The following is a 17,890-nucleotide window of genomic DNA, read 5'->3' as shown; positions in this document are numbered from 1 at the left end:
CTATGGTACAAGTATGCCAAAAAAATACGGCCAAAAGCCCCAGAAAGCTGAAACGACCCAAGCTATCGGAGCGTCTAACTAACAAACAGCTTAACACGGCCCGCAACCAAACAGAAGAACAGGAGCATATCGCTCCTGTCCTACGGCTTCTGCGGTCCAATTATATAGACAGTTTTGTTACGCTTGCGGCCAAACTGGACCGCCTCCGACTCCGTGCTAACAAATACGTCAATCTTGCCACCTTGCATGGCCCCACCTGTATCTTCTGCACGACGATACCCTACACCGTCGATATAGACCCACCATCCATAAGGAATGACGCGAGGATCTACCGCGATCGTGTGACCCGCCTTTGCCTTTACTCCTGTCGCCGTACGACCATAACCCGGCGAGCTAGGATGTTTGCCTCCTCCTGAAGGAGAATAGGCTGTCAAGGTAACCCCGTTCAGTACTTTTTTCGGCCTGAAAACTTTTCCACCGCGGGAAACACTCCCCGCTGCTGATGCGATCAGAACCCGTTGCGATTTGTCTTCCGTACGCATCGCCACCGCAGTTCCTACGGCAACTACATGGTCCTTCTTTGGTATGACGACGTCTCTCGTCACAAGCTCACGGGAGATTTCTTTGCCATCCATCATGACCAGCTTGTAGTGTGCAATTGCCTTACCTTCTTGTCCTGTTTGTAATACTTTGGTTTTACCTTTTTCCAACACAGGATCGTTCTTGCGAATCTCCTGATAAGTGACGCGCTCTTCCTCTTCTACCATCTTCTCGACAACGCGTTTGACGGTGATGGCTGAATTTTTGGCTAGAGACGCTGTCAAGGCCGGTTCCACCCGATCCTTTTCACTAATCGCGATGTTGCCGTCCTTCAACGCGCCAGCTACATCTCGACTGAGTGTATCAATCATTTTTGTCTGCCCGTCAATCTGGACCGGTATGGACCAGACTGTATGTAAAGTGATTACTGCTCCGTTTTTGAGTTTCGTCTCAGCTGTAGGTTGAAGGGAATCCCTTTCCGTTACCGCGATCTGTCGCTCCGTCAAGAACTGCTCGACGGTTTCGGCTTTGGTTGCCACTGTGCGACTCTCTCCGTCTAACGAAAAAGTGACCTGTTTTGGCTGGGTAGCCTGGGCAGAGAAATACCCAATCATGGGAACGAGCACAAGAGCAAGACCCCCGAATAAGACGAGCCCTCGATTCTTATACCTTTCCCAAATCGTGCGTAACTCCATTTCCCACACTCCTTTTCCTAGAAAAGCACATTGGCTTTTTCGGTCTAGCCAGGTAAGGGTCGTTGTAATTGCACTAATATTCTGGAAGTGGCCGGTACTAAACAAGATCGGATTTGATTGTATGTTACTTTTCCGGCTTTGTCAAATTTCCCCTACCTTTGGCCGAAGAGATAATGGTACAAGACTAGCAAAAAGCTTCTGACGAATCATAGTTGTTTGGTGTCGAGCACGTATGTCGATAGGACAATAATCGTTCGACACATTGTTCATGGTATGCGTCGACAAATCGGAGTAGAACCCGGGAAACACGAACGAAAAAAAGCGGAAAACCACGAGTAGGACCGTGATTTTCCGCTTTTTCTTTGTTTTATTGCTTATTTTAGCTGAAATAAGCGACGAGCGTTGTCTGATGTGATCTGGGCCATTTCCTCATAAGACAAACCACGAATGTTCGCCATTTCCTCACAGACGTAGCGGACGTATCCACTCTCGTTTCGCTTGCCGCGGAAAGGATGCGGCGTGAGGTACGGGCTGTCCGTCTCGATCAGGAGTCGGTCAAGCGGTACCTTGGCTGCTACCTCCTTGGGTTGCTTGGCGTTTTTAAACGTAAGCGGCCCCCCAAATGAAATGTAGAAATTCATGTCCAGAGCTAGCTTTGCGGTCTCCCAGCTCCCAGAATAGCAGTGCATGATTCCGCCAACCTCGGCTGCCTTCTCTTCTTTGAGGATGGCGATGACATCCTGATGGGCATCCCGGTTGTGAATGATGATCGGCATCCCGACTTTGCGGGCGAGACGAATCTGCTTGCGGAACACGTCTGCCTGTACATCCTTTGGCGACGTATCCCAGTAGTAATCGAGACCCATTTCCCCGAGTCCTACTACTTTTGGATGACGGGTAAGCTCCTCAATCCATGCCAGATGCTCGTCAGTCATATCTTTTGCATCCTGTGGGTGCCATCCGACGACCGCGTAAATAAAATCGTATTTCTCTGCCAGCTCGATGCAGGTCGGGATCGTTTCAGCATTGAAGCCGATGTTGACGATCGTGCTGACCCCATTTTCTCTGGCGCGGGCAATGACTTCTTCGCGGTCCTCGTCAAATTCCTTGGCATTCAGGTGCGTGTGCGTTTCAAATAACACAGGTCTGACCCTTCCTTTCCTACTGGATGCGCTCGTTACTTCACGATTGCGCCGTTCGGCATACTCGGATCTACAGTCGCCAATGTCAGCTGATCACCTGCAGAAGCTGCCAGAATCATTCCTTGGGACATTTCGCCACGCAGTTTCACTGGTTTCAGATTCGCTACGAGGATGACTTTTTTCCCAACCATATCTTCCGGGGAGTAGTACTTCGCGATCCCGGAAACAACCTGACGTTTCTCATACCCAAGATCCAGTTGCAAAATGAGCAATTTGTCAGCATTCGGGTGTTTCGCGCACTCCACGACTTGAGCCACTCGTAGCTCTACTTTCCCAAAGTCGTCAATGCCGATTTCTTCCTTGGCATCAGCCGGCTTTTCAGATGCTGCTTCCGGTTGGTTCGTTGTCGTTTCGCTCACAGATGGTTCCCCTTTCAATGCTTCTTGCTTTTTCTTGTTTTCTTCTGCCTGACGACGGGCTTCTGCAGTGGATTCGTCGATGAATGCCAGCTCTGCCGCAACGTCCAGGCGAGGGAACAACAGCTCTTTGCGGCTAACGGTGCTGCCCACAGGCAATCCGCCCCATACGCCCGCAGATTCCCAGCTGGTCGCTTCCTCATTTGCCGCAATACCCAGTTGGTCCCAAATTTTTGCCGGTGCTTTGGTCATGAACGGCTGAATCAGGACGGAGCTGATGCGAATGCTCTCCGCCAGATTGTACATAACCGTCGCCAGGCGCCCTTTGGTTTCCTCGGATTTGGCTAGGTTCCATGGCATGGTTTCATCAATGTATTTATTGGTCCGTCCCACCAGCTCCCAGATGTGAGCCAGGGCGTTGCTGAAGCGCATTGCTTCGATGTGCTCTTCTACCAGACCTTTTGTTTTTACTGCGAGACTGATCAGGCTATCATCCGGTTCTCCTGCATCTTGCGCAGCCGGAATTACCCCTTCGAAATATTTTTCGATCATCGTAGTCGTACGACTCAGCAGGTTGCCGATGTCGTTTGCCAGATCGAAGTTCAGGCGTTGGACAAATGATTCTGGTGTAAAGATGCCATCCTGCCCAAAGTTGATTTCACGCAGCAGGAAGTAGCGAACCCCGTCAGAGCCGTAACGATCGATCAACAGCTTTGGATCGATGACGTTCCCTTTGGATTTGGACATTTTTCCATCTGGCATGAGGAGCCATCCGTGTCCAAAGATTTGTTTCGGCAATGGAACATCTAGTGCCATCAAAAGAATCGGCCAGTAAATGGTGTGGAAGCGCAGGATGTCTTTCCCCACCATGTGTACATCAGCTGGCCAGAAGCGACGGTATTTGCTGTCGTCATCACTTAGATAACCCAGTGCCGAAATATAGTTGGTCAACGCATCGATCCAAACGTAGATGACGTGCTCCGGATCACTCGGCACTTTAATTCCCCAGTCAAATGTACTGCGGGATACGGAAAGATCCTGCAGACCTGGTTTCAGGAAGTTGTTGATCATCTCATTTTTGCGGCTCTCCGGCTGAATAAAGTCCGGATTGGCCTCGATGTGCTGAAGCAGTCTATCCTGGTATTTGGACATACGGAAGAAGTAGTTTTTCTCCTTCACCTTTTTCACTTCGCGACCACAGTCCGGGCAAATGTAGCCTTTGTCCGTTTTACACTGGGTCTCTGTCCAGAATGCTTCATCTGGCACACAGTAGTAGCCTTCGTATTCTCCCAGGTAAATGTCACCCTGATCGAGCAGGCGCTGGAATACTTTTTGCACGACTTCCTTGTGGCGCGGTTGCGTAGTACGGATGAAGTCATCGTAGGAGATGTCCAGCTTGTCCCACAGATCGCGAATCCAATCAACAACAGGGTCGATGAATTCCAGTGGTTGCTTGCCATCCTCGGCTGCACGCTCTTGCAGCTTTTGACCATGCTCGTCCGTACCTGTCAGGTAGTAGACATCAAAGCCACGCAGACGCTTGTAGCGAGCCATCGCATCACAGGCAATCGTCGTGTAGGCATTTCCAATGTGCAGCTTGTTACTCGGATAATAAATCGGTGTGGTAATGTAATATGTTGGTTTCATTGCAACAAAACCCCTCCATCTTACGTTTAGAAATAATAAAAGCCCGCCCCAAAAAATTGGGGCGAGCTCTAACTCGCGGTACCACCCAAACATTCCGTCTCCTCGCGGATGACGGACTTGGTGAGTCAAGGATTGACTCTACCCGTAACGTGGGCTTGCGTCGCAGACTACTGGAAACGGTGTGCCGTCTCATGTTCATCTGCGAGACTCTGGGTCCATGTTCAGCTTGCTCACTTATGCCGGTTCTCAGCTACCCCGGCTCTCTGGAATAAGGAGTGTCCGCTTACTCTTCCCATCATGGTCTTTTGCTATGTTTTGCCTCGTTACACCTATTGTACACGACCAACTTGTTTTGTAAACCTCCGTTCCTCCACTTTTCCCTGAAAACGGGCGGAAAGTAGAAATAAAAGGGAAAAGTGAGAAATAACGGCGAATATGTCGAATAAGCAAGAAGTAATTCGACACGAACCGACTATGGTCAAGGCGATAACTCCCAGTTAATTTTATCCATTTAATTTTACATAACAATTCCATTTTCTCGATAAACGTTGCTATATCAGCGTTTCTATTTTCAAAAAACATTTTTGTTTTCAAAGAATTGTCAAAACGATGTTGACACCTTTGGGAATCGCTGGTATGATGTTTTCAACAGAAAATGTCGAATATTGACGATTAATGCTTTCGGTTGAACAATAGCATCGACATGTCCAGATTTGGGAGGAGTAATCACAATGATGAAATCAACAGGTATTGTTCGTAAAGTGGACGAGTTGGGCCGTGTAGTGATTCCAATCGAGTTGCGCCGTACACTGGGTATTGCAGAAAAAGACGCTTTGGAGATCTACGTAGATGGCGAGCGCATCATCTTGAAAAAATATGAGCCAGCTTGCATTTTCTGCGGAAATGCTGACAAAGTATCTCACTTTAAAGGTAAAATCGTTTGCCAAGACTGTCTGTCTGAAATGCCAGTTGTAAAACGCTAACTTTCCCCTTTCTTCTATTACATATGACGAGCCTTTTTGCGGGACAAGCCCAATGAAGGCTCTTTTTGCATTCAAAACGGTCATGACCGTTTTATTTGACCGCAAGCGGTCATATCTACGTTTATGAAAAACATCGAGACGTTTTTCACAGAAAAAAGCTGACCGCACGCGGCCAGCTTCCTTATTTATTCTGCCTGATCGCGATGGTACTCGTTGTACACATCACGTTTGGATACGCCTCGATCATCGGCAGCTTTCTTGATTGCATCTTTTTTGTTCAATCCTTGCTCGCAATACTGATCGACATGCTCTACTACACTGAGCGAATTCCACCATACATCAACTTCCTCGTCCTCCAAGGTACCGGTGTAGCCTTCGACAATTAGGCAAAACTCCCCACGCGCTTCCCCTTCTCGTAGCCACTCCAGCAGTTCATCTATCGTGCCACGCACAAATTCTTCGTAACGCTTGGTAAGCTCCCTCGCCAAGACAGCTCGACGATTGCCCCACGCTTCCCGGATTGCTCCTAGCGTCTTTTCAATACGATGGGGAGCCTCGTAAAAAATCAAGGTCTCCGGGTACTTTTTGAGCCGTTCCAGCTCCTCGCGACGCTCTTTGTTTTCCCGTCCGAGAAAACCACAAAACACAAAGCGATCTGTCGGCAAACCCGATGCGATCAGCGCCGTCAAAGCGGCATTGGCCCCCGGTACAGGAATAACAGGAAAGCCCGCTGCCGTTGCATCGCGCACCAGCTCCGCTCCCGGGTCGGAAATCGCCGGAAGACCTGCATCACTGACCAAAGCGATTTTCTTGCCCTCTGCCAGCCACTGCAAGAGGCCATTCCCACTCGCTTCCTTATTATGCTCGTGGTAGCTCACCGTCCGTTTGTCGATTTGAAAATGGTTGAGCAGCTTTCGCGTTTGCCGTGTATCCTCGCAGGCAATGACATCGACAGAACGCAGCGTTTCCAGACAGCGAACTGTGATATCATCCAAATTCCCTATCGGTGTAGCTACCAAATAGAGGGTACCTGACTGCTCGGACGAAAAGCTACGCTGGACATTCATCATGCGGTCCCTCTCCAATCAGTTCTTCTTTTTTCAGGCGGGAGAGTCGTTTGATTGCTTCCTCGCGCCTCAGTCCCCAAGATCGGTCTGTCCCCTCTTCCCAATAAAGCAGTTCGACAGGTCCCCGACCACGGGTGTATTTGGCCCCTTTGCCTTCGTTGTGTGTACGCAGGCGCCGCAACAGCTCGGTTGTATATCCGGTGTAAAGACTCCCGTCTGCGCAAGATAAGATGTACACAAAGTGACTCTTATGCGAGGGAATCGCGTCTTCCGAAATAGATTTCCTGCAGTTCTTCACAGTATTCCTCTCCATTTTCATAGACAATCAGCGGCGGCTGGATTCGCAGCTCTGGCTTGCCTCCTCGCATCCCTTCGATCAGCACCATATTTGGCTCCGCATCTCGGCGCGGGTACACGAGACGCATTCGTTTTGGCTCGATGCCGTATTGACGCATCAAGGAAATGATCTCGATCAAGCGGGTGGAACGATGCACGAGAGCGAGCTTTCCACCGTTTTTCAGCAGTTTGCTGCCGACCCGAATCACGTCTTCTAAAGAAAGCATAATTTCATGACGGGCAATAGCAAAATGCTCACTGATGTTTTTTTCACCGCTGGTAGCTGGCATGTAGGGTGGGTTGCATGTGATTACGTCAAACTTGGCGTGACCAAACCGCTCCACGGCCTCTTTTACATCCCCATGGTGCATCGTAAAGCGTCCTTCCAGCTGGTTCAGAGCTACATTGCGGCTCGCCATGCTAAATAACCGCTCTTGGATCTCGATACCTTCAAAGGAAGCCTCCGGTGTCCGAGTAGTCATAATGAGCGGAATAGCCCCATTGCCCGTGCACATGTCGAGGATGCGTCCTCTTTTCGGAGCAGATGCAAAGCGAGCCAACAGGACAGCATCCATCGAAAAACAAAATACTTCGTGACTTTGTATGATCTTCATTTCATGAGTCAGCAAATCGTCGATGCGCTCCGATTCATAGAGCGGCACATTGATGACAGGTTCCATTCGTTGTTCAAAACCCCTTTGGTTTGTTCATGATTCATATACGTTTAAAAGCGACCTGACACATGGCCTAGGTCGCTTTTTTCATCCGGTTTTGGTTCACCGTTTATTTTTGAGGGCCTCCGCTTAAAAACGACAAGCAGAATAAACAATCGCCTTCTTTACGCAAGCTGCCAAAATGGACATTGCAAATATGGAACCCCTCTGCGTAGAGACGAGCCAGGTTGTCGTAACCTTCTCCGACGACTGCTTTCTTTGCCTTCTCCTGGGCAACCGGGCGTGTTCCCTTTTGCTTGGGCGAAGAGCTTGTCTTTTTCCTGTCCAGTCGGTTGCGAAGGTGCTGGTTTTCAACGAGTAATTGGGCATTCTCCTCCATCAAAACGACGATGACGTCTTTCAATTCACCGATCTCTTTATAAAGGTCCCCAATTCGTTCTTCAATGCTCGCCATTTTGACGAAGATTTCCCGTTTGTCCACTAGCTCACCTCTCCCCTACTCCCACGTTTTATTCAAAAGTGGGATGCCCTATCGCAATCTCATCTAGCCCAAACTCTGTGATCTTTTTATCGATCGAAAGTTCTACTTGAACTGAATGATCGAGTACATTGACGGAAACAACTCGCCCATTCCCCATCGGGGTGTTGACGACTTTTCCGATATCAGGCATTTCATCACGTGTACTCTCGTAGTTGTCGTTCTCGTATTTTAAACAGCACATCAATCTGCCGCAAAGTCCGGAGATTTTGGCTGGATTCAACGAAAGGTTTTGGTCTTTGGCCATTTTGATGGATACTGGCTCAAAATCGCCAAGGAACGTGGAACAGCACAGTAATCGTCCACAAGGTCCGATCCCGCCCAGCATTTTGGCTTCGTCACGTACACCAATCTGGCGAAGCTCGATACGAGTACGGAATACAGAAGCCAGGTCTTTCACGAGCTCGCGGAAATCGACGCGACCATCTGCTGTAAAGTAGAAGATGATCTTGTTGCGATCAAATGTGTACTCTACATCGACCAGCTTCATGTCTAGCTTGTGTTCCCTGATCTTCGTCTGACAAACGGCAAAGGCATTTTTGGCGGCCTGCTTGTTTTCGTCCACCTGTTTTGCATCCTTGTCGTCAGCGACGCGGATCACTTTTTTCAACGGCAACACGACATCGGAATCAGCTACCTGCTTCTTGCCGATTACAACCTTGCCATATTCAACCCCGCGTGCCGTTTCCACGATGACGGTACAATCTTTTTCGATCGGCAGTCGGTCAGGGTCGAAGTAATATATTTTGCCCGCTTTTTTAAAGCGAACTCCAACAACCTCATACAAGGTTATCCCTCCTGGATTTGAAGAACCAACCGCTCAAGAGCCAACTGTACGTTGGCATTTCGCTCTATCCGATTTTTCGTCTCCATGACCAAATCTATCCCGTGCAAGAGCTCAGCTTTTGTCCATACCAGTGCTTGTCCTTGCAGCACATCCTGTTGGTCGCTGTTAATGAGATGGGCATGCCTGCCTACTTGCACATACAGGATATCGCGCAGCCAAAGGATGAGCAAATCTAAAAAGAGGGGTAGTTCCTCTTTAATTTTGTCGCTCTTTTGCAACATATCATGGATGGTAAAAAGCGCAGATGAATTGCGTTGTTTGCACTCCTGAATCAATTGTATCACTAGATTTCTTAGCTGTGCAAACGATTCTGATTGGCTTAGCACCTTGGCCTCTTCCACATTTGTCGTAATGTGGGAAGCGACCTGTGCCATTCCTGCCAAAACGCCGTCTCTACGCAGTTCCCCAGCGATTGCTTCTGCAGAAAGTGGGGAAAATTGAACGATTTGGCAACGCGACAAAATGGTAGGTAAAATTGCATGGCTGTGCTCGGTCAACAAGAGGGCGAGTACACCAGCTGGTGGTTCCTCCAAAAACTTGAGCAGACTGTTGGCAGCCTGAGTCGTCATTTTTTCGACGTGTTCGATAATGTACACCTTGTGATGGGACTCTACCGCCCTCATTGCCATTTCCTTTTGCAAAGCACGGATTTGGTCGATTTTGATAGAAGCCCCGTCCGGCGTGATAAACATGACATCGGGGTGATTGCCTCCCTCGATGCGTCTGCATGTAATACAGGCCCCGCAGGCGTCAGCCTCCCTTTCCGGACAAAACAGGGATTTCGCCAGATGCAGGGCCATCTGCTTTTTGCCCGCGCCCTTGGGACCGGTCAGCAAATAAGCGTGTGCCAGCCGGTCGTTGCGCAAGCTATGGTACAGCAGTTCCGAGGCTCGTGGCTGCTGGGTAAATTGAGTCCATGTCATGGTCCATTCAACACCTAACTAAAAGTACAGGTTGATCAGCATACCGCGAATTTCACCAATGCGGGCTAACAAGTCAATCATAGGGGCTTGATCGCTGAGCAACTCATCTGTGAGTCTGAGTAGCTCGGTATCCACCTCTTTGACGATCTTGTACAGCCTACTGCGGCCTCGCCGATTCATCCCTCGCCGGTCATCCAAGGCGATACCGTACGTAACGGCCTCCTCCATGAACTGTTTGACGAGATTTTTATAAGAATAAAAGTCGCGCACGGAGCGGGAACGAGCGAGAATCTGCCCTTGCTTGTCGATATCGGACAGCAGCCGGTTCAACCGCTCCTGGGACATGCGTTCGTCTTCACCTTGAACCATCGTGCCAAAATTCAGCTTTTCCAGCTGAGGGTTTCTACGTGTATCTGAAGCTTTTACCATGTCCAGTTTAGGCCGAAGACCATCGCTGATTTTCATTTCGCACCTCCGCATCCAATCCGTAGGGTTTTGTCCCCATGAGATTCAGTATATACGAAAGCCGCGAAAAAAGAGAGCAGGAACTAAAGGAATGCGGTAGTTAGAAGGAGTGGAATTCTCCTACATCGAGCACGAACACGGCAGCTCCGCCTACCTGCACTTCGAGTGGGTATGGCATGAACGAGTCTACTGCATTGCTAAGTGGGGAAACAGGAGTGACCATCTGTTTGCGGGATTTGCAATTATGCGCAATGATGTCGATTACTTCCGGCACGCTTTCGTCAGACGTACCGATCAAGAATGTTGTGTTACCAGCGCGCAAAAAGCTACCGGTACTGGCTAGCTTAGTAGCTCGAAACCCTTTTTTCACCAGCTGTTGAGACAGACGACCACTATCTTTGTCTTGGACGACCGCAACTACCATTTTCATCGGCTATCACCCTTTCCGCAAATAATCATTCCCTTAGGGGGTTCTTGGTGCTTCATTGTATGATAAACATGTGGGCGTGGTACGATATTCTTCCTAAACATATTATACAGCATGTACGTTACGAAGCGGTACTCTCACCTTACAATCTGGCAGTTAATGCTGCCAATGCCGCCTGATAAACCTGCTCCATAGATTGACCTGCATCAATCACCAGGAAGCGTCCGGGATCACGAGCCATTGCTAATTGATAGCCTTCTCTGACCAGCTCATGGAACCTCATACCTTCCAGATCGAGACGATTTACTTCTCGTCCTTTCGCTGCATTAATCCTCGCGAGCCCCACTTCAGGCAAAACGTCGAAAAACAACGTCAGCTCCGGCATGCAGTCACCAACCGCAAATTTGTTGATGGCATATACCTCATCGATCCCCAGACCGCGAGCATGTCCCTGGTAAGCGAGGCTACTGTCAATAAACCGGTCGCAGAGCACCAGCTTTCCCGCTTCCAGTGCAGGGAGTACCTTCTCCGCCAGATGCTGCCCTCGTGCTGCCGCGTACAGCAGCGCTTCTGTTCGTTTATCCATTTGCGTGTGTGCCGGATTCAAAATGATTTCGCGAATCTGTTCGGCAATGTCGATGCCGCCTGGCTCTCTTGTGAGGAGCACATCGATCTCACGTGCCTTCAGCTCCTCATACAGCCGTGCGATGATCGTGGATTTTCCCGCTCCCTCACCACCTTCCACGGTGATAAATCGACCTTTTCGTCCTGTTGTCACTTTTATGCTCCTTCCGCTAATCACCTGTTGTAAGGCCATTCCTTGCTTTATTTTCGAATGACTCGTATTGTTTGCAACCGGTCATCCTGTACACCATGAAAACGAGTCTGTCCTAACCGCAGCTCCAGCAGCATCGCCAAGCCCTGAGCATCCATCCGCTCTCCTGGCACAAGCACAGGAATTCCAGGAGGATATGGGATGACCATTTCCGCTACGATTCTTCCTAACGAATTCTCCAACGGTACCATTTCGCTTGGCGCATCCACTGCCTCATCCATCGATACTACCTGCTCACGCAAATAGTGTGAGGAAACGACTCCTGCCTCCAGTACGCGTTCTTCCCCCGGCTCTACCTCCAGATCCAACGTCTCCAACAGACGCGTCAATGAATCCAGATCACGGGAGGTGGTCCCTGCAGAAGCGGCCAAAAGCACATGCGAGGAATCTGCCAGCTCCGCATAAATCCCGTGTTTTTCCATGACATGCTGTAGCGCAACCCCGTCTATTTGCTCAGTTCGCACATGGAGGAACAGCTTTAACGGGTCAAGAGTGGCGTACACGCTGCTGGCATTTACTTCTGGCCATTCCAGCCAAGCTAATCTACCCGTGCGTTCACGCAGCTTGTCCAGCTGAGGCAAAAGCCTGTCCCATTCCTCGGAAGCTTCTGTCACCAGATGACGCCGGGCCAAATCGAGCGACGCCATAAGTACATAGGAAGGGCTGGATGACTGAATCATCGCCAAATGCCGATACAGCCTGTCTCGATCGATTCGTTCTCCTCGCACATGTAGCATGGAGGACATCGTCATCGCTGAAGCCATTTTGTGCGTCGACTGCACAGCTGCATCCGCGCCTGACTGCATGGCGGATAGCGGAAAAGCAGGATGGAAACCGAAATGCGGACCATGCGCCTCATCGATCAAAAGGGGAATATCGTACCGATGCACGGTAGCGGCCATTTTCTCCAGATCGATCCCCATACCATAATAGGTGGGATTCGTTAAAAAGACTGCCTTCGCGTCAGGGTGAGCATGCAGGGCACGTTCGACGTCCTCACGTCTGACTCCTGCTGCGACTCCGGTAGCCAAATCGACAGCTGGCACCAAGAAAATAGGAGTAGCCTTCGCCATAATGATTCCGTGATAAACGGATTTGTGACAATTGCGCTGGACGAGGATCTTGTCTCCGGGACGACAGACCGTCATGATCAGCGCGAGATTTCCGACCGTACTTCCTCCAATGAGAAAACGCGTCTCCTCTGCTCTAAACGCTTCTGCTGCCAGCTCCTGCGCCTCGGCAATCACGCCCTGCGGCTGATGCAGATCATCTGTGCCATTTATTTCTGTGAGGTCCAATTCCAAAATCGTTTGAAACCGATGTCTTCCTTCGCTGTCAAAGCTATGTCCCATTTTATGTCCTGGAACATGAAACGGGTGCGGACGACGCTTGACGTGTCGTTCCAGCTGTTCATACAGGGGGGCACGTTTTTGCCTCTCCCGAAAATCAGCATTTTTCCCCAACACGTACACTCACGTCCTTTATGAAATGAATTACCCACTATTTTAGCATGATTTGGCAAGAAAAAAGGCATCGGGATTTATCCGCTGCCTTTTTTCCTTCATGCATCTTTCCGTAACCATATTCGCCGCATCTGGTGAATAAAGAACGGGTACTTTTCATCCTGTACGTCTGTATTAACCATTTCCTGCTCGCATCTCTGGCAAATGAACTGCTCACAGATGGCGATTCCGTCGTTCTGTTCCATTTCACAGACGATACATCGCTGAGCAACCTTTTCCATCATTTTAACGCCTGCCCTTTTCCTCAATCTACCAATCATTATACCCCATTATAATCAGCATCATTCCCAAACGTTCGTCTTTTCGCCGATAGCTCGGTAGCTTTTGAGTAGATTGCACGCTTCCTGCACGGGGAAGCAGGCGCAGGCATCCACTACGTTCGCTTGTTTCATGTAGTGGACGAGCTCGTTGAGTGGCATTTCACTGATGATGGCATCCGCCCTGCCAATGACCAAAAGATCCGTATTCTGTAAGGCTTTTTGCCATTGATCGCAAGGAGAGCACTCTTTATAGATCTCGTTCGGAATTGGCTCGTCCTCCGAAGAGAGCAAGCAAACCTCTTTTCCCTTTAGCCAGCTAGTATCCATCTCGTTCCACAACGCAGTTGGCCCCCACAATGCTATGCGCTGCACGTTCGCGTTTTCCGTCGCTAGCCTTCCCTCACGCTCAATCCATCTACACAGTTGCGCATGGTCGGTCCGGTCTGGAAACAACCATTCCTGTCCCACCCTCCTGTCCATTCCCAATGCTCGGGCCACCGTTTGCAGAGAGACACCCTCCCGATCACAAACTTCGCCCAGCTCTAGATAAAAGCGTTCTTTCCAATCCAAATAACGAGGGAGCTGCCGGATTACCTCATCCACCTCGCGTATCTTGCAGACCAGAGACACCCGCTCATCGTGGGCAAGCAGACGGCAAAGCGTACGTACCCAGTACCCATCCGGTTCTCCTCCGATCAGTACCTTCACTTTTTCTGAAAAAAACGCCATCCTGACCACTTCCCATCCTCCAAGACTGGCGGTGCAGACGATTTCTGATTCCGTCCATCCGTATGGGATATCTTCGCCGTACACCAGCAACAGGCCAGGGGATTTGGGTAAAATTAGGACTGCCTCTTCCCACCCTTTCACATCGGTATCTCTTGTCAGCAGCAGTCCATCTACCTCAAGGTTTGCCACTCCCTTCCCTTTTTCAACAAAGGGTATCGGATGGATTCCACACTCCTCCAAATTCCGACGAGCTTCTGGTGTCATCTCATTGGACAACGCCAGTAAAGTCAAACGCTGATGAAACAAGACCGCAACCTCCTCTACCACGACGAAACCAAGATCAGTACCCTTCCATTCCATCTAGCGTTCCCATTATCCGCCAGCACATAACGACGGCAGGATGCTGCATCACTGGATGTCCAAAAACACAAAAGCCGCTGGGCATCGCCAACGGCTGAAATCTTCCTGCTACACGCTATTTCATGCTTTTTCAACATTTGCGACTATGCGATAATTAGACCTGAATATCGGCTTGTCAGTAAAGGAAGTGACGTATGAAGGAACCCATCAATCAAACAATCTACAGTTACAAACTGCTGTACCGCTTCCGATGGGGCATGATCGGTCATTTGTTTCAATGGCTGCTGATGGGCTCGTCCCTGATCGTGGTCTCTATGTACCTGAACGTCCCTGTAGCTCGCTTGATCGTTACACTTGCCATCCTACCGGCAATAGCCGTTAGTCATCTGATCGTGTTTCGTTTGTTTGCTCAGCTACGTTTACTTAAACCTCATACGACAGCGGATATGCTTGTCTCCCCTTGGTGGGGAAGTGGGTATCGATTACCAGTTCCCTTATCGGTCTATCGTACGGGAGAGTGTGCTGTCCTGCTCGGTTGTCTGTTTCTCGCCGCTGCCGCTTACGTGTGGCTACCTGTGGAGTATGGCCTGACTTTGCTCTGCGGAACTCTGGTCTTGTCCTTGCCCAGAATGTTTGCTTTACTTGTTTCCTTTCGTCAAACCAAAAATAGTCGTGTGAAATACGAAAATAGAGGGGTCGCCTTTTTGCTTACGGATGGATAAATGCTGAAAAGAAATCGTCTACATGATCCACAGCTTGATGACGACCAAGGCCGCCAGACCCGGCAAGCGCAAAAAACCGGCGAGAAGAGCGGTAATCGGATTGATCGGGATATGGAAGCTAGCTAATTCCCCGACCAAATTGGCAAAAAACAGCAAGATCGCGCCGATGACAAGCTGCATGATCCCAAAACCAATCCAACGCACGGGGCCCGTCACCGATTTACTGGCCGCGATGACGAGTAGTATCCCCGCAATAATCAGAGCAATGACCCATCCCGTTTCCATGAGCTTCCTCCTTAGGCTTGTTGGCGATGATGTTCCCGCTTTGCTTGCGAGAGAAGATACATATAGCGTTTCTCCGTCAACTGCAAATAGTAAATTGCATCATCCAAGCCGCCATCCGGTTCGCTGATTTCTACCAGATGGCGGGCATGCTGCCAATCCAGACGTGCACGATTGACCGCTGTATCCAGCCCCACTACATCAACATCGACCAATACCCTCGCCTTTTTCCCCCACCTGCTCATCTGTGTACCCCCTATTGAAAGTAGTACAGTACGCCCGACAGATTGTTGACGGCATGCAGCAAAACCGCTCCCCAAATCGAGTGATAGCGATGCCGGACAAACCCTAATCCTAGACCAATGACAAAAAGCGGCACAAACAACGCCAAATCAATATGCAAGAGGGCAAACCAGAGACTGCTCAAAATGATTCCTACAACGGCCCCAACTCGACGCACCAAATACGTCTGTAAAACTCCCCTGAACAATAGCTCCTCCGCGATCGGGACCAATATGCCAATCACAAGAAAGGACGAGGTAGCCGCGATCATGTCGGTCTGCTTGGCTTGCACGATTTCTTTTTCGATCTGCTGTTCTCGCTCAGATGAGAGAGAAAGTCCTAGCCAGTCCGCCAGCGGATTCGTGATCGCCACGTCGAGAACCTTGGCGATCAGGAAGAACATAATCAGTAGCGTGATGATCATTTGTCCCAATCGCGCTGGACGGCAGACTCCGATTTCCGCCACGCGCCCCCGAAACCAAAACGGAATCAACATCAGGAGAAACAACTGAAACGAAGCCGATTCGAAAGCACCGCCGATCGTCCCCTCCGAAAAGAGCGTTCCCTCCAGTATCAATCCGTAGAAGAGGAGCGTACACGTCTGGAACACATGCATCCATGCCACCATATGCAACACGTCGTTGCCGTTTAGATCGTGATCTCCCCAGTACAATCGCGTTTGCCGTCTCTGCTTCCACAAACTGATGACAAACCCGATGGTCCCTACCAAGCTGAGTATCGTAATGGTTAACACCACAAGCGACAACCACATCTGCGGCTGTTCCGTTGTCGATGCCACCCATCGCCCATCTTCTCCCCGGTAGAAACGAATGATGGAAAACTCCGCGGCAAACATAAGCCAATACCCTATAAACAGCATGATCGCCCACGGAGTAGACCGTTGTCTCTCTGGCTCGATCCGCAGGGACAGCCCCGGTCCTGTCAGCATCTCTTCACGCTCCTATTTCAATCTATGTCTCGTCCCACCAAAAAAGTCCGGCTTTTCCCGAAGCTACTTTTCTTGCATTCGTCCGAACTGCTCCTCAGCAGCCTGCTTTAGGTAAAGGTTCCGCTCCAACAGAAAACGGGTCATATAGGCTTCTAGAAACAGCCGATCAGCCATTTTGCCCAGGAATCCTAGCGGTGAACTGTAGTCAAATGTATCGAGCATACGGGTTTGGTTTTTTCCTACCGGTATGAATTCATGCTGATGTCGAAACCGTTTGAATGCTCCGGACACCATTTCGTCGACGAAATAACGCGGGCTTTCCATTTCTGTGATCTTGGCAGTCAGTCTTTGCTTGATTCCAAAATGGACGGCTTCCCAGGTCACTGACTCACCCAGTTCGATCCATCCACTCGTGACCCCGTCAATCGCCTTTTCACCTGTTCGAGAGGTAGACTCCATATGTAAATCAATACTTCTTGCGGCATCAAAACACAGTTGCTGTGGGGCATCGATCACCAGCTCCGAACGGATGACAGGCATGTCCCTTCCCTCCTCGTCACGTTTCAAACGCTTCCCTCATTAGAACGTAAAAAAAGACAGGTTTCCCCCGTCTTTTTCTGTTCGTCGTTCCTATAGTTCACGTCGACCTTCCAACGCTTTGGTCAACGTTACTTCATCTGCGTATTCCAGGTCACCGCCAACTGGTAATCCATGGGCGATACGTGTCACGCGAATCCCGAAAGGCTTGATCAAGCGGGAAATGTACATCGCGGTCGCCTCTCCCTCGATATTTGGGTTGGTCGCCAGGATTACTTCTTTCACCTGCTCATCGCTGAGTCGTTTCAGCAGATCAGGGATGCGAATATCTTCCGGACCGATCCCGTCCATCGGAGAAATAGCACCGTGCAGCACGTGGTAATAGCCTTCAAACTCTCTCGTTTTTTCCATCGCCACAACATCTCTCGGCTCTTGCACAACGCAGATGATTGAGCCGTCACGGCGCTTGTCCCTGCAGATGTGGCAAGGGTCGAGATCCGTGATGTTGTTGCAGACGGAACAGTAGTGCAGCTGGCGCTTGGCATTTACAAGTGCCTTCGCCAGATCCAACACGTCGTCTTCTTTCATGTTGAGGACAAAAAAGGCTAGCCGCCCAGCAGTTTTAGGACCAATGCCGGGCAGTTTCATAAAGCCTTCGATCAGCTTGGATACCGGTTCTGGATAGAACATCGCGTGTGCTCCTTCAACTTT

22 protein-coding genes and 1 other annotated feature are annotated in these 17,890 nt (G+C 49.9%); of the genes, 2 read left to right on the top strand and 20 right to left on the bottom strand.

All coding sequences use genetic code 11. The features are described from left to right. Positions 1-140 precede the first annotated feature (140 nt). The 3 genes from AN963_RS19195 to metG all read right to left on the bottom strand — a co-directional run bounded on the left by AN963_RS19195 (position 141) and on the right by metG (position 4,440). Positions 141-1,235 carry a 3D domain-containing protein gene (locus AN963_RS19195; protein ID WP_055746085.1) on the bottom strand — a complete coding sequence of 365 codons (1,095 nt, stop codon included), beginning with the start codon at positions 1,233-1,235 and terminating at the stop codon, positions 141-143. Between the two features lie 374 nt (positions 1,236-1,609). After that, the gene (locus AN963_RS19190) at positions 1,610-2,377 is read right to left on the bottom strand and encodes a TatD family hydrolase (RefSeq protein WP_055746084.1); all 768 of its coding nucleotides are present in this window, start codon (positions 2,375-2,377) and stop codon (positions 1,610-1,612) included. A gap of 35 nt (positions 2,378-2,412) precedes the next feature. After that, positions 2,413-4,440 carry a methionine--tRNA ligase gene (gene metG / locus AN963_RS19185; protein WP_055746083.1) on the bottom strand — a complete coding sequence of 676 codons (2,028 nt, stop codon included), beginning with the start codon at positions 4,438-4,440 and terminating at the stop codon, positions 2,413-2,415. Between the two features lie 54 nt (positions 4,441-4,494). Continuing rightward, positions 4,495-4,748, bottom strand: a binding site (T-box leader). A gap of 423 nt (positions 4,749-5,171) precedes the next feature. Here metG and AN963_RS19180 point away from each other — a divergent pair. Further along, on the top strand, positions 5,172-5,423 hold the full coding sequence (locus AN963_RS19180; protein ID WP_055746082.1) for an AbrB/MazE/SpoVT family DNA-binding domain-containing protein: 252 nt from the start codon (positions 5,172-5,174) through the stop codon (positions 5,421-5,423). Between the two features lie 185 nt (positions 5,424-5,608). Here AN963_RS19180 and rsmI read toward each other — a convergent pair whose 3' ends face one another. From rsmI to AN963_RS19120, 12 genes are all read right to left on the bottom strand, one after another. Next, a complete protein-coding gene (gene rsmI, locus AN963_RS19175; RefSeq protein ID WP_055746374.1) occupies positions 5,609-6,490 on the bottom strand; it encodes a 16S rRNA (cytidine(1402)-2'-O)-methyltransferase in 882 nt (293 codons plus the stop codon). Next, positions 6,474-6,803 carry a GIY-YIG nuclease family protein gene (locus AN963_RS19170; RefSeq protein ID WP_083497007.1) on the bottom strand — a complete coding sequence of 110 codons (330 nt, stop codon included), beginning with the start codon at positions 6,801-6,803 and terminating at the stop codon, positions 6,474-6,476. The genes rsmI and AN963_RS19170 overlap by 17 nt, the downstream gene beginning before the upstream one ends. After that, positions 6,739-7,506 carry a tRNA1(Val) (adenine(37)-N6)-methyltransferase gene (locus AN963_RS19165; RefSeq protein WP_055746081.1) on the bottom strand — a complete coding sequence of 256 codons (768 nt, stop codon included), beginning with the start codon at positions 7,504-7,506 and terminating at the stop codon, positions 6,739-6,741. Before AN963_RS19165 ends, AN963_RS19170 begins: the two co-directional genes overlap by 65 nt. A 103-nt stretch (positions 7,507-7,609) precedes the next feature. Beyond that, positions 7,610-7,981 (bottom strand): DNA replication initiation control protein YabA, encoded by a 372-nt coding sequence (gene yabA / locus AN963_RS19160; protein WP_055746080.1) that lies wholly within the window; start codon positions 7,979-7,981, stop codon positions 7,610-7,612. A 28-nt stretch (positions 7,982-8,009) separates the two neighbouring features. Continuing rightward, positions 8,010-8,825, bottom strand: coding sequence for a PSP1 domain-containing protein (locus tag AN963_RS19155; RefSeq protein ID WP_055746079.1), 816 nt, complete (start codon positions 8,823-8,825; stop codon positions 8,010-8,012). A 2-nt stretch (positions 8,826-8,827) separates the two neighbouring features. Then, positions 8,828-9,808: a DNA polymerase III subunit delta' gene (gene holB, locus AN963_RS19150; RefSeq protein WP_055746078.1), complete on the bottom strand. Its 981-nt coding sequence runs from the start codon at positions 9,806-9,808 to the stop codon at positions 8,828-8,830. An 18-nt stretch (positions 9,809-9,826) separates the two neighbouring features. Further along, positions 9,827-10,273, bottom strand: coding sequence for a YaaR family protein (locus AN963_RS19145; protein ID WP_055746077.1), 447 nt, complete (start codon positions 10,271-10,273; stop codon positions 9,827-9,829). Between the two features lie 100 nt (positions 10,274-10,373). Continuing rightward, positions 10,374-10,703, bottom strand: coding sequence for a cyclic-di-AMP receptor (locus tag AN963_RS19140; protein ID WP_007719896.1), 330 nt, complete (start codon positions 10,701-10,703; stop codon positions 10,374-10,376). 139 nt (positions 10,704-10,842) lie between these two features. Further along, the gene (gene tmk, locus AN963_RS19135; RefSeq protein ID WP_201783760.1) at positions 10,843-11,517 is read right to left on the bottom strand and encodes a dTMP kinase; all 675 of its coding nucleotides are present in this window, start codon (positions 11,515-11,517) and stop codon (positions 10,843-10,845) included. An 8-nt stretch (positions 11,518-11,525) separates the two neighbouring features. After that, positions 11,526-13,001 (bottom strand): aminotransferase class I/II-fold pyridoxal phosphate-dependent enzyme, encoded by a 1,476-nt coding sequence (locus tag AN963_RS19130; protein WP_055746076.1) that lies wholly within the window; start codon positions 12,999-13,001, stop codon positions 11,526-11,528. Positions 13,002-13,096: 95 nt separating this feature from the next. Further along, positions 13,097-13,279 carry a sigma factor G inhibitor Gin gene (locus AN963_RS19125; RefSeq protein WP_055746371.1) on the bottom strand — a complete coding sequence of 61 codons (183 nt, stop codon included), beginning with the start codon at positions 13,277-13,279 and terminating at the stop codon, positions 13,097-13,099. A gap of 60 nt (positions 13,280-13,339) precedes the next feature. Continuing rightward, positions 13,340-14,407 carry a hypothetical protein gene (locus AN963_RS19120; protein WP_236708018.1) on the bottom strand — a complete coding sequence of 356 codons (1,068 nt, stop codon included), beginning with the start codon at positions 14,405-14,407 and terminating at the stop codon, positions 13,340-13,342. Between the two features lie 194 nt (positions 14,408-14,601). Here AN963_RS19120 and AN963_RS19115 point away from each other — a divergent pair, with 194 nt between their 5' ends. Next, complete coding sequence (locus AN963_RS19115; RefSeq protein ID WP_055746075.1) at positions 14,602-15,129, top strand: hypothetical protein; 528 nt, start codon at positions 14,602-14,604, stop codon at positions 15,127-15,129. An 18-nt stretch (positions 15,130-15,147) separates the two neighbouring features. Here AN963_RS19115 and AN963_RS19110 read toward each other — a convergent pair whose 3' ends face one another. The 5 genes from AN963_RS19110 to recR form a co-directional block, all read right to left on the bottom strand. Beyond that, positions 15,148-15,414 (bottom strand): pro-sigmaK processing inhibitor BofA family protein, encoded by a 267-nt coding sequence (locus AN963_RS19110; RefSeq protein ID WP_055746074.1) that lies wholly within the window; start codon positions 15,412-15,414, stop codon positions 15,148-15,150. Positions 15,415-15,425: 11 nt separating this feature from the next. After that, complete coding sequence (locus tag AN963_RS19105) at positions 15,426-15,656, bottom strand: DUF2508 family protein (protein ID WP_055746073.1); 231 nt, start codon at positions 15,654-15,656, stop codon at positions 15,426-15,428. 11 nt (positions 15,657-15,667) lie between these two features. After that, complete coding sequence (locus AN963_RS19100) at positions 15,668-16,642, bottom strand: CPBP family intramembrane glutamic endopeptidase (protein ID WP_055746072.1); 975 nt, start codon at positions 16,640-16,642, stop codon at positions 15,668-15,670. A 63-nt stretch (positions 16,643-16,705) separates the two neighbouring features. Further along, entirely contained in the window at positions 16,706-17,182 is a 477-nt protein-coding gene (locus AN963_RS19095) for an SRPBCC family protein (protein WP_055746071.1), read from the bottom strand. A gap of 90 nt (positions 17,183-17,272) precedes the next feature. Continuing rightward, positions 17,273-17,869 carry a recombination mediator RecR gene (recR, locus tag AN963_RS19090; RefSeq protein WP_055746070.1) on the bottom strand — a complete coding sequence of 199 codons (597 nt, stop codon included), beginning with the start codon at positions 17,867-17,869 and terminating at the stop codon, positions 17,273-17,275. Positions 17,870-17,890: the final 21 nt, after the last annotated feature.

Origin of the sequence: Brevibacillus choshinensis (genome assembly GCF_001420695.1) — a bacterium.
Lineage (GTDB): Bacteria > Bacillota > Bacilli > Brevibacillales > Brevibacillaceae > Brevibacillus > Brevibacillus choshinensis.
Note: the sequence above shows the minus strand (reverse complement) of the source record. Positions and strands in the feature narration are given on the sequence as shown.

Coding starts and splice junctions, on each gene's coding strand:
- AN963_RS19125 (WP_055746371.1), bottom strand. CDS start 13,279: ATGGAAAAGGTTGCTCAGCGATGTATCGTCTGTGAAATGGAACAGAAC.
- AN963_RS19170 (WP_083497007.1), bottom strand. CDS start 6,803: ATGGAGAGGAATACTGTGAAGAACTGCAGGAAATCTATTTCGGAAGAC.
- recR (WP_055746070.1), bottom strand. CDS start 17,869: ATGTTCTATCCAGAACCGGTATCCAAGCTGATCGAAGGCTTTATGAAA.
- AN963_RS19105 (WP_055746073.1), bottom strand. CDS start 15,656: ATGAGCAGGTGGGGGAAAAAGGCGAGGGTATTGGTCGATGTTGATGTA.
- rsmI (WP_055746374.1), bottom strand. CDS start 6,490: ATGAATGTCCAGCGTAGCTTTTCGTCCGAGCAGTCAGGTACCCTCTAT.
- AN963_RS19095 (WP_055746071.1), bottom strand. CDS start 17,182: ATGCCTGTCATCCGTTCGGAGCTGGTGATCGATGCCCCACAGCAACTG.
- tmk (WP_201783760.1), bottom strand. CDS start 11,517: ATGGCCTTACAACAGGTGATTAGCGGAAGGAGCATAAAAGTGACAACA.
- AN963_RS19120 (WP_236708018.1), bottom strand. CDS start 14,407: ATGGAATGGAAGGGTACTGATCTTGGTTTCGTCGTGGTAGAGGAGGTT.
- metG (WP_055746083.1), bottom strand. CDS start 4,440: ATGAAACCAACATATTACATTACCACACCGATTTATTATCCGAGTAAC.
- AN963_RS19165 (WP_055746081.1), bottom strand. CDS start 7,506: ATGGAACCTGTCATCAATGTGCCGCTCTATGAATCGGAGCGCATCGAC.
- AN963_RS19100 (WP_055746072.1), bottom strand. CDS start 16,642: ATGCTGACAGGACCGGGGCTGTCCCTGCGGATCGAGCCAGAGAGACAA.
- holB (WP_055746078.1), bottom strand. CDS start 9,808: ATGACATGGACTCAATTTACCCAGCAGCCACGAGCCTCGGAACTGCTG.
- AN963_RS19115 (WP_055746075.1), top strand. CDS start 14,602: ATGAAGGAACCCATCAATCAAACAATCTACAGTTACAAACTGCTGTAC.
- AN963_RS19180 (WP_055746082.1), top strand. CDS start 5,172: ATGATGAAATCAACAGGTATTGTTCGTAAAGTGGACGAGTTGGGCCGT.
- AN963_RS19145 (WP_055746077.1), bottom strand. CDS start 10,273: ATGAAAATCAGCGATGGTCTTCGGCCTAAACTGGACATGGTAAAAGCT.
- AN963_RS19140 (WP_007719896.1), bottom strand. CDS start 10,703: ATGAAAATGGTAGTTGCGGTCGTCCAAGACAAAGATAGTGGTCGTCTG.
- AN963_RS19195 (WP_055746085.1), bottom strand. CDS start 1,235: ATGGAGTTACGCACGATTTGGGAAAGGTATAAGAATCGAGGGCTCGTC.
- AN963_RS19110 (WP_055746074.1), bottom strand. CDS start 15,414: ATGGAAACGGGATGGGTCATTGCTCTGATTATTGCGGGGATACTACTC.